Here is a 16,637-nt window from a genome sequence, read left to right on the forward strand (position 1 = left end):
TGTATTAGAGAAAATCGCTCTCCATAAGGGGAGCGATTTTTTTTATTCATAAAGTAAGCTTTCCACACATAAATCTGTAATGACATATAGTTTGGGAGGGGGAAAAGAAGTGGCTGCAGATCATTCATTACGATTTTCATTAAAAGAATCTGTGTGGTTCCAAAAAGGACAGGAAGTCGAAGAACTTTTGTCAATTTCGTTAGATCCAGACGTTGAGATAGAAGAGCTTGATCATGAAGTAATCGTGAGAGGACAATTAGATTTAACGGGAGAGTATGTTGCACGAAAAGATGATTCCGCGTATTCATTAAGAGAACTATCGCCAGCAAAGTCAATTGATTATGTAGAAACAAGAGAAGATGGGGTTAATGAACTTGTTCATTCCTTTCCACTTGAAATATCAATTCCGAGAAATCGAGTGAAAGTAATTGAAGAGCTATATGTATCAATCGAGGAATTTGATTATGAATTAAAGGAAAATGGTTGCTTACAATTATTAGCGGATATATCTATTACCGGTTTGTGTGATGAAGAGAGAAGCGAGGATGAAGTTGAAGAGGAAGAAACGGTGTATGCTGAGTTAGAAGAAGATTCAGCGCAAGAGGATGAAAATAGACCGGCGCCGCATGTAGAAGAAACAGCATATAAGGAATCAGATGAGTGGGAAGATTACGCATTTGAACCGTTCCAATTAGAGGAAAGAAAAGAGCAGGAATTAGAAGAAGAGAAAATAGAAGAACATGAATTTGTGGAACGTGAAGAGGAGCAAGAAACAACGCCACAATTTGAACTGTTCGGACGAAAAGATTTCAAGAAAGAAAAAGCGAAAAAGCAGGAAGAACAAGAAGAAGAGTACTCACAGCGAGATGAAAATGCGCTTTATTTAACAAAACTATTTACGAAAGAACCGGAAGAAGAATTTACAAAGTTAAGAATGTATTTCGTGCAAGAAGGAGATACAATTGAATCTATTGCAGACCGTTATGAAACGTCTGTACAAAATTTATACCGTGTCAATCAAACAGAAGATATATTTTTAAATACGGGGCAAATTATTTATATTCCCGTTTCAAGGGTAAAGGCGAAATAAGGAAGTGAGTGTTTTCACTCACTTCCTTTCTTAGAGGCTATGTTTTGAATAGAAAGGGTTATTCGTATGGATATTGAGTTGCGAAATCACTATGAACCTATCGTGAGGCAATATAGATTGGATACGCAGCATATGGAAGAGCACGGAAATGTAATGAAAATTTATACGAATCAAGGTCCATATGCACTCAAGAAAATAGAAGGCAGAAAGTTAGAGCGGAATAACTTTCTGCATCATATTCAATATTTGAAGGAGAAAGGTTTTTCAAATTATGTACCTATATATCATGCGACGGATGGAAGTTATATTTTAAGTGACGGGACGTATAATTATTATTTAATGCCTTGGTTAGAACGTGCAGAAGGAAACGGTGAGGACAATGATCAATACCATAAAATGTTTCAGACACTTGGAATGTTGCATCAAAAAACTGTGAAGGAAGAAACGTATACGGAAGAAGATTTAGAAAAACATTATACAACTATATCCGATCGTTGGGAAAATGATGGTGAGATGTTAGAAGAGTTTCTCGTAGAATCTGAATCAAAATGGTATATGTCCCCGTTTGAATTGCAATATTGTACGTACTATCATCATGTAATGAGAGCGCGTGAATTTGCAACGAAGCAATTAAATGAGTGGAACGATGCGATGAAAGAAAAAGAGAAAACGCGTATTACTTTTGTGCATGGTAATGTGTCACTTAATCATTTTTTATTTGACTATGAGCGGAATGGCTATTTTATTAGTTTAGAAAAATCGAAGTTTGCAACGCCTGTGCAAGATATAGTAGGTTTTTATTCACGGTCTTTAAACACATATCCAATCGCAAGAAGTGATCGGTTTGAATGGTTTCAAATGTATCAAAAAAATTTCCCTTTTACGAAAGAAGAGCAACTACTTATGTTTGCGTATATGACGTATCCATCGCAATTTATTCGGCAAATCCAGTCTTATAAGAAAAGAAGAGAGCGTCGTAATGAGGAAAATGAACTTCTCGGAGTAAAGAGTTTGCAACAATCGCATTGGCTCGTTAGTAATATAGAATATTTCCTTTCGCAATTACAAGCTGCCCAGCAAGGGAACGGATAAAGAAGATAAGTAGAGGGTACTACTTATCTTCTTTTTTTCATTCCAAAAGCTATAGTCTTAAATTTATCTTGACGAATAAGGTTTCGTTTTTTACACTATTGTATATAATAATTAACAATCATATAAATGCCTTGAAGGGGAAGAGTATAACAAGAAACGTCTTCAGAGAGGAGAATCATTAGCTGGGAGATTCTCTAGATAGTTATGTTAGAAGGTAGCCCTGGAGCATCTTTTCTGAACGGAATAGTTCTCATTAGGAAAAGACGGATTTGTCCGTTATCAAATTAAGAGTATAAGCAAATTATGAATTTGTTTGTAAATAAAGGTGGTACCGCGATGTCCCTCGTCCTTTTTGGATGAGGGACATTTTTTATTTTAAGGAGGGAAAATAATGTCAAACACGGAAAAGAATTTACCAACTAAATATGATCATATGTCCGTTGAAGAAGGCCTTTATCAATGGTGGCTTGAAGGCAAATATTTTGAAGCAACAGGAGACGAGAAGAAACAACCGTATACAATTGTAATTCCACCTCCGAACGTAACTGGTAAGTTACACTTAGGTCATGCTTGGGATACAACTCTTCAAGATATTTTAACTCGTACGAAGCGTATGCAAGGATACGATGTACTATGGCTTCCAGGAATGGACCATGCTGGTATCGCAACACAAGCGAAAGTAGAAGGAAAACTTCGTGAAGAAGGTATTTCACGTTACGATCTTGGCCGTGAAAAATTCCTTGAAAAAGCTTGGGAGTGGAAAGAAGAGTACGCTTCTCACATTCGTCAACAATGGGGGAAAGTTGGTTTAGGACTAGACTATTCTCGTGAACGTTTCACATTAGACAAAGGTTTATCAGATGCGGTTAATAAAGTATTCGTTCAATTATACGAAAAAGGCTTAATTTATCGTGGTGAATATATCATCAACTGGGATCCAGCAACACGTACAGCTCTTTCTGATATTGAAGTAATTCATAAAGAAGTTCAAGGTGCATTCTACCATATGAACTATCCGTTAACAGATGGTTCTGGTCACATTCGTCTTGCGACAACTCGTCCAGAAACGATGCTTGGTGATACAGCAGTAGCAGTTCATCCAGAAGACGATCGTTACAAACATTTAATCGGAAAAACAGTTACACTTCCAATCGTAGGCCGTGAGATTCCGATTATTGCTGATGAGTACGTAGAAAAAGATTTCGGAACGGGCGTTGTAAAAATTACACCAGCTCATGACCCGAATGACTTTGAAGTAGGTAACCGTCATGACTTACCACGCATTTTAGTAATGAACGAAGATGGAACAATGAACGAAAAAGCTGGTAAGTATAACGGTATGGATCGTTTCGAATGCCGTAAAGAATTAGTAAAAGACTTACAAGAAGCTGGCGTATTAGTAGAAATCGAGCCACATATGCATTCAGTAGGTCATAGTGAGCGTAGCGGTGCAGTTGTTGAGCCTTATTTATCAACACAGTGGTTCGTAAAAATGGCTCCACTTGCTGAAAAAGCAGTAGCGCTTCAACAAAAAGAAGAAGAAAAAGTAACGTTCGTACCAGAGCGTTTTGAAAACACATATTTACGTTGGATGGAAAATATTCATGACTGGTGTATTTCTCGTCAATTATGGTGGGGACACCGTATTCCAGCTTGGTACCATAAAGAAACTGGTGAAGTATACGTAGGTACAGAAGCACCAGCAGATATTGAAAACTGGAATCAAGATAACGATGTACTTGATACATGGTTCAGTTCAGCATTATGGCCATTCTCCACACTTGGTTGGCCAAATGAAGATTCAGCAGACTTCAAACGTTACTATTCAACAGATGCACTAGTAACGGGTTATGATATCATCTTCTTCTGGGTATCTCGTATGATCTTCCAAGGTTTAGAGTTTACAGGCGAGCGTCCATTTAAAGATGTATTAATTCACGGTTTAGTTCGTGACGAGCAAGGTCGTAAAATGAGTAAATCTCTTGGTAACGGTATTGATCCAATGGATGTTATCGAGAAGTACGGTGCAGATGCAATGCGTTTCTTCTTATCAACAGGAAGTGCACCAGGTCAAGATTTACGTTTCAGCATGGAAAAAGTAGAATCTACTTGGAACTTCATTAATAAAATTTGGAACGCATCACGTTTCGTATTAATGAACATGGATGATATGAAGTATGAAGAAATCGATTTAACTGGTGAAAAATCAGTTGCGGATAAGTGGATCTTAACTCGCTTAAACGAAACAATCGAAAGCGTAACACGTAACATGGATAAATATGAGTTCGGTGAAGCTGGTCGTTCATTATACAACTTCATTTGGGACGATTTCTGTGATTGGTATATTGAAATGGCGAAACTTCCACTATACGGTGAAGATGAAGCAGCTAAGAAAACAACTCGTTCTATTTTAGCTTACGTATTAGATCAAACAATGCGTCTATTACACCCATTCATGCCATTCGTAACAGAGAAAATTTGGCAACATTTACCGCATGAAGGCGAGTCTATTACAGTAGCTGCGTGGCCAACAGTTCGCGAAGATTTACAAGATACGGAGGCTGCGGCAGAAATGCACCTTCTAGTTGATATCATTCGCTCTGTTCGTAACATCCGTGCAGAAGTAAATACGCCAATGAGCAAAAAAGTTCAAATGCAAATTAAAGCAAAAGATGAGGCTGTACTTGCTCAACTTACGAAAAATAGCTCTTACATTGAGCGTTTCTGTAACCCAAGCGAATTAACAATTCAAACGGACTTACAAGCGCCAGAAAAAGCGATGACTGCAATCGTAACAGGTGCAGAGTTATTCTTACCGTTAGCTGATCTTATCAATCTTGATGAAGAGAGAGCTCGTCTTGAGAAAGAACTTGAGAAGTTCGATAAAGAAGTAGAACGTGTACACAAGAAACTTTCTAACCAAGGTTTCGTAGCGAAAGCTCCTGCAGCGGTTATTGAAGGAGAGCGTGCGAAAGAGCAAGATTACCTAGAAAAACGCGAAGCAGTTCGTCAACGTCTAGCAGATCTTGAAAAGTAAAAATGTTTTTAGAGACTCACTATATTGGTGAGTCTCTTTTCTTTGCGTATAATAGAACTATGAAAGTTGTCTTTTGAAAGGGGAAAAGCATACGTGATACATACATACGAAGAAGCGATAGGGTGGATTCATAGCCGATTGAAATTTGGAATTAAGCCAGGATTAGAAAGAATGAGATGGATGCTAGAAGAACTTGGAAATCCAGAGCGTCATATAAAATGTGTTCATCTTGCTGGTACAAATGGAAAAGGTTCAACTTTAACATATATGCGTTACATGTTAGAAGGCGCGAAATATAAGGTAGGAACGTTTACCTCTCCTTATATAGAAACATTTAATGAGCGCATTAGTGTGAATGGAACACCAATTGCAGATGAAGAGATTATTGAACTTGTAAAAATGGTAAAACCAGTCGTTGAAAAACTAGACGAGACAGATTTAGGGGAAGCAACGGAGTTTGAAATTATTACTGTTATGGCGATTTGCTATTTCGGTAAAGTCAATTTCTGTGATGTTGTATTATTTGAAACAGGGCTTGGTGGACGTTTTGATTCTACCAATGTTATACACCCTGTTCTCACGATTATTACGAATATCGGTCACGATCATATGCATATTTTAGGAAATACACTAGGAGAAATTGCATATGAAAAGGCGGGGATTATTAAGTCTGGCGTGCCTGTAATTACTGGTGTACAAGATGAAGAAGCTTTGCAAGTCATTCAAAATGTTGCAAAGGAAAACCATGCAAACTTATACGAACTTGGCAAGCATTTTACAGCGCTACATAAACAGTCTAACGAAGATGGAGAACAGTTTGATTTTACTTGTCCTTTTTCCACATTTGAAGATTTGCAAATCTCAATGAAAGGCATTCATCAAGTAGGAAATGCAGCGCTAGCACTTATGGCAGTAATGTATGTAAAAACATATGTATCATTTTTAATTGAGGAAGAGGAAATAAGAACGGGATTACAGGAAGCATATTGGATTGGGCGCTTTGAAAAGCTACAAAGTAACCCGGATATTATTATAGATGGTGCTCATAATCCAGAAGGTATCGAAAGCCTTGTGAAGACAGTAGAAGCGCATTACAAAGCTAAAAATGTAATAGTATTATTTACTGCTCTTGGTGATAAACAATTGCATAACATGGTAGGCCAATTAGAAACCATTGCAGATGAAATTATTTTTACAACATTCGCCTTTGATCGTGCTATTTCTGCTGACAAGCTTGCATCATATTCACAGAAAGAATCAAAATTAGTTTTTGAAAATTGGAAAGAGGCAATTGATACAAAAGTTGAAATGATTGGAGAAAATGATGTTTTTATCATAACAGGTTCTCTTTATTTCATTTCTGAAGTTCGAAAGTATATTCGCGAGAAAAACTAGATAGTCTTTGCTATCTAGTTTTTTGTTCTACAAATGAAGTCAAATGCATACATATAAGATAAATATATAGGGTTATTTGGCGAATTCCTCTGACAAATATCTCGTTTTTTTGTGAAATGAATATGATATGATGCGGACAACGATAAGAGGTGAGGTGTGAGTGTATGGACAAGCAATCACGAACGATCTCAGTGAAAGTGAATGGAACAGAAGCGAAGTATGAGGAAAAGAAGAAAGGTGAATTTGAATGGATGGTAGTAGAAAGTGAACGACCGAAAAATGTTGTTCCGTTTCAAAAAGCGAAATCAATGTCTGTGGAAAAATACAGAAAGAAGTGGAGTAATACATTAATTGTAATCGTTGCAACCGCAATTATTATCGGTACGGCGTTTGGAATGGGGATGCTTCATTTACTTACTGGACAAGGAACGACAGGAGGAAGTGAAGTAACTGCTTCAAGGCCGACTGGAAATGGAGAATCAAAGGTGGGTGGAACGGCAGAACAAACACCAGCACCGAAAGAAGAAAAACAAAAGGCGCAGGCAGGAACGTCATTGGATCCGATGAAATTATTTTTTGTTCAAGGGGGGCTTTATTCTTCTGAAGAAAAGGGACAGGCAGCTCTTGAAGAATGGAAAGGCAATGGGGGTATTGGTGCTTTGAGACCGAGCGGTGATAAGTATGCAATAGTTTTTGGTATTGCTAGCGATGAACAGTCTATAAATCAATTAATGACTAAGTATAAAAATGATGGTGTCTCCGTTTTAAAAAAGAACTGGGATATAACAGATAAAGCATTGCTGAAAGATGATAAAGAAGTAGGAATATTTTTAACAAAAGTGCAGCCATTATACACTTATTTAGCAAAATATGCTTCTAGCGTACAAGTTGGTGGAAAAAGCAGCGCAAAAGATATGGAAGCGATTGAAAAAGAATGGAAAGCGATTGAAAAAGAAGGAAAAAGTATGAAACGAGAAGAAGCGAAGAAACTGTATATGTATACGTCGGTAGCTGTACAAACAGTAAAAGATGGGAAGATGGATAAGGAATCTTTGGCGAAATTAAATCAAGTTATTATTGATGGTTTACTCTCGTATGAAAAAATTGTTTCGTAGAAAGTGAAATGATAGGATAATAAAATGAGTAAGAAAGAAGTACATGTACTTCTTTCTTTTCTTTTGAATTTAGAGCAAAGTGCTTTCTCTATGACAGGAATATAATCGTATGCAATAAAGAAGTGTTATTTTAGTTAGAGAAATTAATATTTCTTTCATTTGTGGACAAACTATTCCTTTGATACGATTAATATAAATTGTTCTGCTTCATGTGAGAAAGGAAGGAGAAAATATGAGAAAAATAATTTTAGCTTCAGGGTCACCTCGGAGGAAGGAATTGCTTGAGTTAGCTAGTGTGCCATTTGAAATCGTTGTAAGTGAAGTAGAGGAAACAATTGATGCATATTCATCGCCTTCTGATATTGTAATGTCGCTTGCTTTGCAAAAAGCATCAGCGGTGGCAGAAAATAATAGTGATCACATTGTGTTAGGTGCAGATACAATTGTTACATATGAGTCGCGTATTCTTGGTAAGCCTTCTAATGAGGATGAGGCGAAAGAGATGTTACAATTACTATCAGGGAAAACACATGAAGTGTATACAGGTGTTGCGATTATAGCAAAAGAAAAAACGATTACTTTTTATGAGCGTACAGAAGTTACATTTTGGGAGTTAACAGAAGCGGAAATTGATACATACGTCGCGTCGAAAGAACCTCTTGATAAAGCCGGTAGTTATGGGATTCAAGGTAAAGGATCTATTTTCGTTCAAAATATTCAAGGGGACTACTATAGTGTAGTTGGCTTACCAATTGCACGTCTCGTTCGGGAATTAAAACAATTTGATATTGATGTAACCCATGCGTAAAATTGCATGGGATTTTCTTTGAGAGAACAAATAAAGGGGTGGAGAGATGAACGGTATTCGTGATGTTGTAAGAGAAGAACAGCCACGGGAGCGTTTATTGTTAGAAGGTGCTGGAAGTTTATCAAATCGAGAGCTTCTCGCAGTGTTACTCAGAACAGGTTCTAAAGAAGAAACAGTTTTAAAGTTATCAGATAAAATTTTACACCAATTTGATGGCTTACGTATGTTGAAAGATGCAACATTAGAAGAGCTAATTAGTATACATGGTATTGGGATTTCAAAGGCATCGCAACTTATGGCAGCCTTTGAATTAGGCAGAAGAATGGTACGTTTAGAATATCAAAATAGATATAGTATTCGAAGTCCAGAAGATTGTGCGAAATACATGATGGAAGAAATGCGTTTTTTACAACAAGAGCATTTTGTTTGTTTATATTTAAATACAAAAAATCAAGTTATACATAGGCAAACGATCTTTATTGGAAGTTTAAACACGTCAATTGTACACCCGAGGGAAGTTTTTAAAGAAGCCTTCCGTCGTGCAGCAGCCTCTATCATATGTCTTCATAACCATCCCTCAGGAGATCCCACGCCGAGCCGTGAAGATATTGAAGTAACAAAACGCTTAGTAGAATGCGGCCAGATTATCGGAATTGAAGTGCTTGATCATATTATAATAGGTGACCATAAATTCGTGAGTTTAAAGGAAAAAGGTCATATTTAAGACTATGCTTTTTACTTATTTTGTTTTATAATGTGATTTATGAGTTTTTTGTAGAAATTTATCTACAAAAAGGATAAAGATATAAAAAACGTACTGTTTTTATAATATAAAGTAAGAAAAAATGAGTCCGTGAAAACAAGAAAGGAAGATAAATAATATGTTTGGATTTGGTGGATTTACTCGCGATCTTGGAATAGACTTAGGAACTGCGAACACGCTTGTATATGTAAAAGGAAAAGGTGTAGTTTTACGAGAACCTTCAGTAGTGGCGTTACAAACTGATACGAAACAAATCGTTGCTGTAGGTAGCGACGCAAAACAAATGATTGGTCGTACACCAGGGAACGTTGTGGCACTTCGCCCGATGAAAGACGGTGTAATTGCTGATTATGAAACAACTGCAACAATGATGAAATATTACATTCAACAAGCTCAAAAATCAAACGGTTTCTTCTCACGTAAGCCGTATGTAATGGTATGTGTACCATCTGGTATTACAGCTGTAGAAAGACGTGCAGTAATCGATGCGACTCGTCAAGCAGGTGCTCGTGATGCTTATCCTATCGAAGAGCCATTTGCAGCAGCAATTGGTGCAAACTTACCTGTTTGGGAACCAACTGGTAGTATGGTTGTTGATATCGGTGGTGGTACAACAGAAGTTGCAATTATTTCTCTAGGTGGTATTGTAACAAGTCAGTCAGTTCGTGTTGCTGGTGATGATATGGACGATTCAATCATTCAGTACATTAAGAAAAGCTATAACTTAATGATCGGTGAAAGAACAGCTGAAGCATTAAAATTAGAAATTGGTTCTGCAGGCGAGCCAGAAGGTATCGAGCCTATGGAAATTCGCGGTCGTGATTTAGTAAGTGGTTTACCAAAAACAGTACTAATTCAGCCAGAAGAAATTGCAGATGCATTAAAAGATACAGTAGATGCGATTGTAGAATCAGTTAAAAATACGTTAGAAAAAACTCCACCTGAATTAGCGGCTGATATTATGGACCGCGGTATCGTATTAACAGGTGGCGGGGCATTACTACGTAATTTAGATAAAGTAATTAGTGAAGAAACGAAAATGCCAGTTCTTGTTGCAGAAGATCCATTAGATTGCGTAGCAATTGGAACAGGTAAAGCATTAGACAATATCGATCTTTTCAAAACTGCTGCTCGATAATATTGCAAAATAAAAATCAGTGAAATTAAGAGGGTGTGAACGTGCCACAGTTTTTCTTAAACAAAAGATTAATTGTTTTGTTGGTTAGTATTATTCTTCTCGTGGCATTGATTGGAATCTCATTGAAAGAACGGAACAGTTTAACATGGCCAGAGCAGTTTGTTAAAGATACTGTCGGTGTTGTAGAACGTGTATTCCAAAAGCCAGCGAAATACGTAGCTGGATTCTTCGAAAATGTAGAGGATGTAAAGCGCACGTATGAAGAGAATAAAGAATTAAAAGCAAAATTAGATAATTATGCAGGTCTATCAGGGAAAGTAAAACAATTAGAAGATGATAACAAGAAGCTACAAGAGCTAACTGGTAAAAAAGAGTTAAATAGTGGGTATACTGAAATTCCAGCTACTGTTGTTTCTCGTAATCCAGATAAATGGTACGATTTAATTGGAATTGATAAAGGGGCACAGCAAGGAATTAAGAAAGATATGGCGGTAGTAACTTCACAAGGGTTAGTTGGAAGAGTGAAAAGTGTATCTCAGTTTACATCATCAGTAGAATTACTAAGTTCTATGAGCCGAACAAATCGCGTTTCTGCTATTGTACAAGGGCAAGAGAAAATCTTTGGATTGATTGAAGGTTATGACAAAGAAAAGCAATTACTTCTTTTCACAAAGATTGGCTCTGATGCACCGGTAGAGAAAGATCAACTAGTTGTAACATCTGGACTGGGTGATATTTTCCCGAAAGGTCTTGTAATTGGAAAAATCGTTGAAGTTCAGCCGGATGCATATGGCTTAACAAAAACAGCTTATGTAAAACCTTCCGCTGATTTAAATGACGTAGAGCATATTACGGTTGCTAAACGTGCAACACCTTCAGCGCCATTAGAATAGGAGGAGAAGAAGAGATGATGAAGATATTAAAAAGAGCAGCTCTTCCTCTTTTGCTCCTTTTTGTGTTTCTATTTGAAAATATGTTTGCTACTTTTGTTCCAACGGATGTGTTTTGGAAAGACAGCATAGTAGCACCGCATTTCTTTATAATCGTCTTATGTTTTATTACAGTGTATTATAGTCCGGTTCAAGGGATTTATTACGGACTATTATTTGGCTTCTTATTTGATACCGTATACACAGAGCTTGTCGGGATATATATTTTTGCTTATCCGATTTTAGCTTATTTAGTTTATAGTGTGATGAAAGTACTACAATTGAATTTATTTATTGTTGTTTCTATCATATTAGCTAGCGTTGTAGCACTAGAGTATTATGTGTATGGATTCTTAACTTTGTTAGGACGTACTCATATGCCAGCGTATGTCTTTTTCACAGATCGTCTCCTTTCTACTTTATTGTTAAATGCTATTTTCTTATTGATAGTTTGTTTCCCACTGAGACGATATATAGTGCGTCTTTCAAAAGCGATGGAAGAAAAAGAAAAAAGGATTTTCTAATTTTATGTCGAATTGAATCGGTGGGGTGAACTTTAGTGGAAGAAAAAAAAGCAACAAAATGTAACGATAAAAGGGACAAAAGATGGGATAACGCTTCATTTAGATGATTGTTGTTCATTCTCAGAATTATTGATGGAATTAGAAGAAAAACTTTCTACACATTACTACGATGGTGATGGGCGCTCTTTAATTGAAGTGCATGTGAAAGTAGGAAATCGTTATTTAACAGAAGTCCAACAAGAAGAGATTCGTACGTTAATTCGTAATAAAAAGAATCTTGTTGTGGATTCAATTGAAAGTGATGTTATCACTAAAGCAGAAGCAATAGCTTGGAAAGAAGAAACAGAAATTGTCCCTATTTCCAAAATTGTTCGCTCTGGACAAGTTTTACATGTAAAAGGAAATTTGTTGTTAATTGGTGATGTTAATCCAGGCGGAACGGTTATCGCTGGGGGGAATATTTTTGTCGTAGGATCATTAAGAGGAATTGCACATGCTGGGTATTATGGGGATTCGGATGCTGTAATCGCTGCATCTGTTATGAACCCGATGCAACTTCGAATTAGTGATGTGGCAATGCGGGCTCCGGAAGAGAAAGAAGACGGAGCGGAGGCGGCAGAATGTGCGTATATTAATGAGAACAATCACATTGTTGTCGATCGCCTGCAACTTCTCACTCATCTTAGACCTAATTTAACAAAGTTAGAAAGGGGAATTGTATAGCTGTGGGAGAGGCAATAGTAATTACATCTGGAAAAGGCGGAGTAGGTAAAACTACTACATCTGCGAACATTGGTACGGCCCTAGCGTTATCTGGAAAGAAAGTGTGCTTAATTGACACAGATATCGGTCTTCGAAATTTAGACGTAGTAATGGGGCTGGAAAATCGTATTGTATTTGATCTTGTTGATGTCGTTGAAGGGCGTTGCCGTTTACCTCAGGCTCTTATTAAAGACAAACGTTTTGATGATCTTTATTTATTACCTGCAGCACAAACGAGTGATAAATCAGCGGTAACACCTGAACAAATGGATGAATTAATACAAGTATTACGTCAAGATTATGATTACATATTAATCGATTGTCCTGCGGGGATTGAGCAGGGATTTAAAAATGCGGTAGCTGGTGCGGATAAAGCAATCGTTGTTACGACTCCAGAAGTATCCTCAATGCGCGATGCGGATCGTATTATTGGGCTTTTAGAAAAAGAGGATATTGAACCACCGAAACTTGTTATTAACCGTGTACGTAGTCATATGCTTCATGAACAGGATATGTTAGATGTTGATGAAATTGTACGTACATTGTCAATCGAGCTTCTTGGTGTTGTCGAAGATGACGATGAAGTTATTCGAGCTACAAATACAGGTGAACCTGTGGCGTTGCAACCAAGCGGAAAAGCAGCGTTGGCTTATCGTAATATTGCAAGACGCTTGTTAGGTGAGAATGTACCATTACAAGCATTTGAACAAGAAAAGGTATCGGTATTTGCAAAGGTGAAAAACTTCTTTGGAATCCGTTAAGAGCACTTCGCACATATGCGAAGTGCTTTCTTTTTTCTTCACACGAATATCTTTCTTTCTTAGCTCATACATATGTACAAACTGTATACAACTGTTTCTATTGAAATTAGCTTAACGAAAGAAAGGAGACAGTATGAAGAATAGACACGTAGAAGAAATTAAAAAGCGGATTGCAAAAAGGAAGGCCGAGCAAGAAAGGATGGAGGAAGAGCAGTATTTTAACGGAGGGAATTTTGATAGTGAAGCGGTATTTATTGAAGATGGAGAAAAGGAAATGCATCCTTTATTTCGAAAGGAAGTCTTTTTCTTCAAAGTTTTATTATCAGCAATATTAGTTCTTTCGGTTGCTATTTTATATAAGAATGCTCCTTCTTCATTTAATGGAGCTAAAGCTGTTACGGAAAAAGTGATGAAAGAGGAATTTCAGTTTGCTACTGTAGCGAAATGGTACGAAAAGCAATTTGGAAAACCGCTTGTATTCTATTCGCCGAACGAGAAAAAAGAAGGAAGTATTCAGCAAAAAGATTATGCAATTCCTGCTTCTGGAAAGGTAATGCAAGGGTTTCAAAAAAATGGCCAAGGTGTATTTGTCCAAACAGCTACAAATGAAAAAGTGGAATCAGTGAATGAAGGGTTAGTTGTTTTTGCAGGCAAGAAAGAGGAACTTGGAAATACAGTTCAAATTCAACATGCAGATGGTACGGAGTCATGGTATGCAAACTTAAATGATATGTCAGTGAAATTATATGATTACGTTTCAAAGAAACAAAAAATTGGAACGGTGAGTAATGATACAAATGATAAAAATGGAAAGTTTTATTTCGCGATAAAAAAGAATGAAAAATTTATTGATCCGATCCAGGTGATCTCATTTGATTAAATATAGGGACGTTTTAACGAAAATTTCCGTGCATCCATTATTTTGGGTTATTATTGTCATTGGTATTTTTACTGCGCGTTTTAAAGAGTTACTACTGTTATTTTGTATTGTTCTTATTCATGAACTTGGGCATGCTTTTGCAGCAGCACACTATAATTGGCGTATAAAAAGAATTCAGCTTTTGCCGTTTGGTGGCGTTGCCGAGCTTGAGGAACATGGTAATAAGTCATTGAAAGAGGAACTTGTTGTCGTAATTGCAGGACCGATTCAACATGTTTGGATGATGCTGGTAGGTTATATGTTGTTCGAAGCCGGTTGGCTGAATGCAGATTTATATTATTTCTTTATGTGGAATAATATAATTATTTTAGCATTTAATTTACTCCCTATTTGGCCGTTAGATGGCGGGAAAGTATTGTTTAATGTATTATCATATCGTTTCCCTTATTTACAAGCACATGAAAAGATGATGAAATTGTCATGTGTTTTTTTTGGTGTAATATTAGGATGGCAGTTACTCTGGAATAGTAACAATATTATGATGTGGGTACTACTCGTATTTTTAGCAGTGTCATTATATCGAGAGTGGAAACAAAGACGGTATGCATTTATGCGTTTTTTATTAGAACGTTATTATGGAAACAAAAGAGGAATCGAAAAGATTGCACCTATTGAAGTGCAAACGGAAGATCGTTTATATACGATATTCACAAAATTTCGTAGAGGATATAAGCATTCTATTATCGTCCGTGGAAAATATAAAGAGCATTACACATTGGATGAAAATGAATTGCTCTATGCATATTTTACTGAAAAACGAACAACTTCATCAGTTGAAGAATTAATCGGTTAGTGTTGACGATAGCACTAACCTTTTATTATTGTAAAATCAAAGAAGATTATAAAGTGAGGAAATAATTTTGAAAACGTTATATGTAAATTACGCTGGTTCGGAAAAGCGCGTTGCAATTGAAGAGAAGAAAAAGATTGTTGAATTTTTATGGAAACGTAATGAAGAGCAAGAGATTGTTGGGCATATTTATGTTGGGCGTGTCGTAAGAACAATTGCTGGAATGAATGCAGCTTTTGTAAACATCGGTTTAGAAAAGCATGCTTACCTTTCGTACGATGATGTACCATCTTCTTATCGTATACATGAAGGGCAAGCGATACTCGTACAAGTTGTGAAAGAGGCAATTGATACGAAAGGGCCTAAATTGACAGCGAATATAGAATTTACCGGGAAATATGTCGTTTATATGCCGTTTGATGAGATGCGCGCTGTTTCTCGAAAAATAAAAAATAATAAAAGAAGACAACAGTTACTCCAAATTGAAATAGAGGGAACGGGGGGATACATTTTCCGCTCTGCTTCTGAAAAAGGAGAAATTGAAGAAATACAAGCTGAAATGCAAAGGTTACAGCAGTTATATGAAGAGTTAAAAAGAAAAGAGAGCCAAGGAAAGGCACCGTTACTACTTCATCGACCGGCAACTTTTTTAGATCGTGTATTTCAAGAAAATCCGATTGAGACGATTGAAAAAGTAGTTGTAGATACAAGGAGTATAGTAAAAGAATTAGAAGAAAAGGTCGGTAAAGAGAAAGTATCTTTTTATAATGAAAAGTCTTCGATGTTTAACCATTTTGGAATAGAGCGTGAAATTGAGAAAGCACTCCAAAAAATTGTTTGGCTTCCAAATGGTGCTTATTTAATTGTAGAACAAATGGAGACGATGACTGTAATTGATGTGAATACGGGCAAGTTTACGGGAAAACAAAATTTACAAGATACAGTACTTCGCACAAATGAGATGGCAGCTGAAGAAATTGCACGCCAATTAAGACTTCGTGATATTGGTGGTATGATATTAATTGATTTTATTAATATGAAAAAAAGAGAAGATAAAGAAAAGGTAAGAGAATGTCTCATAGCTGCTATGCAAGATGACCGCACATATACAAGGGTGCTCGGCTTTACGGAGCTAGGGATTTTGGAAATGACACGTAAACGTAAAAAGCATTCTTTACGGGACGTATTATTAAAAGAGTGTGTACCTTGCAAAGCGACGGGTTATGTGATGTCGTATGAAACAATTGCATATGAGTTAGAGAGAGAACTAATCACATATGGCAATATAGAAGATGAAGCAGTATTAATCGCTGCGCCTAAAGAACTGCAAAAACAGTTTTTGCAAAAAGAATTACAAAAAAATATTCCATTTGAAATTTATTTCAAAGATGATAATATCGAAAAGTATGCTATCGTTCGTTTTGGAAGTAAAAAAGAAATTGTAGAACGGAAAAAATAGTTAGCAGAACATTTATTGACAACTGTCTATGATT

Annotated in this window: 15 protein-coding genes and 1 other annotated feature; all 15 genes read left to right on the forward strand. The window is 36.6% G+C overall.

What is annotated here, in order from left to right; all coding sequences use genetic code 11:
* Positions 1 to 79: 79 nt before the first annotated feature.
* The 15 genes from spoVID (at position 80) to AC0OM3_RS01350 (ending at position 16,603) form a co-directional block, all read left to right on the forward strand.
* Complete coding sequence (gene spoVID / locus AC0OM3_RS01280) at positions 80 to 1,090, forward strand: stage VI sporulation protein D (RefSeq protein ID WP_003302846.1); 1,011 nt, start codon at positions 80 to 82, stop codon at positions 1,088 to 1,090.
* A 66-nt stretch (positions 1,091 to 1,156) separates the two neighbouring features.
* Complete coding sequence (gene ysxE / locus AC0OM3_RS01285) at positions 1,157 to 2,182, forward strand: spore coat protein YsxE (protein WP_000350654.1); 1,026 nt, start codon at positions 1,157 to 1,159, stop codon at positions 2,180 to 2,182.
* 122 nt (positions 2,183 to 2,304) lie between these two features.
* Positions 2,305 to 2,536: a binding site (T-box leader), on the forward strand.
* A gap of 37 nt (positions 2,537 to 2,573) precedes the next feature.
* A complete protein-coding gene (locus tag AC0OM3_RS01290; protein WP_474211001.1) occupies positions 2,574 to 5,219 on the forward strand; it encodes a valine--tRNA ligase in 2,646 nt (881 codons plus the stop codon).
* 93 nt (positions 5,220 to 5,312) lie between these two features.
* Positions 5,313 to 6,614, forward strand: a complete 1,302-nt coding sequence (locus AC0OM3_RS01295) for a bifunctional folylpolyglutamate synthase/dihydrofolate synthase (protein ID WP_000582073.1) — start codon at positions 5,313 to 5,315, stop codon at positions 6,612 to 6,614.
* Between the two features lie 164 nt (positions 6,615 to 6,778).
* On the forward strand, positions 6,779 to 7,729 hold the full coding sequence (locus tag AC0OM3_RS01300; protein ID WP_474211002.1) for a stage II sporulation protein B: 951 nt from the start codon (positions 6,779 to 6,781) through the stop codon (positions 7,727 to 7,729).
* A gap of 232 nt (positions 7,730 to 7,961) precedes the next feature.
* Positions 7,962 to 8,537 (forward strand): Maf family protein, encoded by a 576-nt coding sequence (locus tag AC0OM3_RS01305; protein WP_474211003.1) that lies wholly within the window; start codon positions 7,962 to 7,964, stop codon positions 8,535 to 8,537.
* 46 nt (positions 8,538 to 8,583) lie between these two features.
* The gene (gene radC / locus AC0OM3_RS01310) at positions 8,584 to 9,261 is read left to right on the forward strand and encodes a DNA repair protein RadC (protein WP_001013391.1); all 678 of its coding nucleotides are present in this window, start codon (positions 8,584 to 8,586) and stop codon (positions 9,259 to 9,261) included.
* Between the two features lie 157 nt (positions 9,262 to 9,418).
* Positions 9,419 to 10,438 carry a cell shape-determining protein MreB gene (gene mreB / locus AC0OM3_RS01315; protein WP_000466736.1) on the forward strand — a complete coding sequence of 340 codons (1,020 nt, stop codon included), beginning with the start codon at positions 9,419 to 9,421 and terminating at the stop codon, positions 10,436 to 10,438.
* A gap of 41 nt (positions 10,439 to 10,479) precedes the next feature.
* On the forward strand, positions 10,480 to 11,331 hold the full coding sequence (mreC, locus tag AC0OM3_RS01320; protein ID WP_001135489.1) for a rod shape-determining protein MreC: 852 nt from the start codon (positions 10,480 to 10,482) through the stop codon (positions 11,329 to 11,331).
* Between the two features lie 14 nt (positions 11,332 to 11,345).
* Entirely contained in the window at positions 11,346 to 11,891 is a 546-nt protein-coding gene (mreD, locus tag AC0OM3_RS01325) for a rod shape-determining protein MreD (RefSeq protein WP_000975748.1), read from the forward strand.
* A gap of 66 nt (positions 11,892 to 11,957) precedes the next feature.
* Entirely contained in the window at positions 11,958 to 12,614 is a 657-nt protein-coding gene (gene minC, locus AC0OM3_RS01330; RefSeq protein ID WP_474211217.1) for a septum site-determining protein MinC, read from the forward strand.
* Between the two features lie 2 nt (positions 12,615 to 12,616).
* On the forward strand, positions 12,617 to 13,414 hold the full coding sequence (gene minD / locus AC0OM3_RS01335) for a septum site-determining protein MinD (RefSeq protein WP_000503309.1): 798 nt from the start codon (positions 12,617 to 12,619) through the stop codon (positions 13,412 to 13,414).
* Positions 13,415 to 13,547: 133 nt separating this feature from the next.
* Positions 13,548 to 14,294, forward strand: a complete 747-nt coding sequence (gene spoIVFA, locus AC0OM3_RS01340) for a stage IV sporulation protein SpoIVFA (protein ID WP_474211005.1) — start codon at positions 13,548 to 13,550, stop codon at positions 14,292 to 14,294.
* Positions 14,287 to 15,147 (forward strand): stage IV sporulation intramembrane metalloprotease SpoIVFB, encoded by an 861-nt coding sequence (gene spoIVFB, locus AC0OM3_RS01345; protein WP_000599053.1) that lies wholly within the window; start codon positions 14,287 to 14,289, stop codon positions 15,145 to 15,147. Before spoIVFA ends, spoIVFB begins: the two co-directional genes overlap by 8 nt.
* 67 nt (positions 15,148 to 15,214) lie before the next feature.
* Positions 15,215 to 16,603, forward strand: a complete 1,389-nt coding sequence (locus AC0OM3_RS01350) for an Rne/Rng family ribonuclease (RefSeq protein ID WP_000855496.1) — start codon at positions 15,215 to 15,217, stop codon at positions 16,601 to 16,603.
* Positions 16,604 to 16,637: the final 34 nt, after the last annotated feature.

This window comes from Bacillus sp. FAU20, from assembly GCF_056033865.1.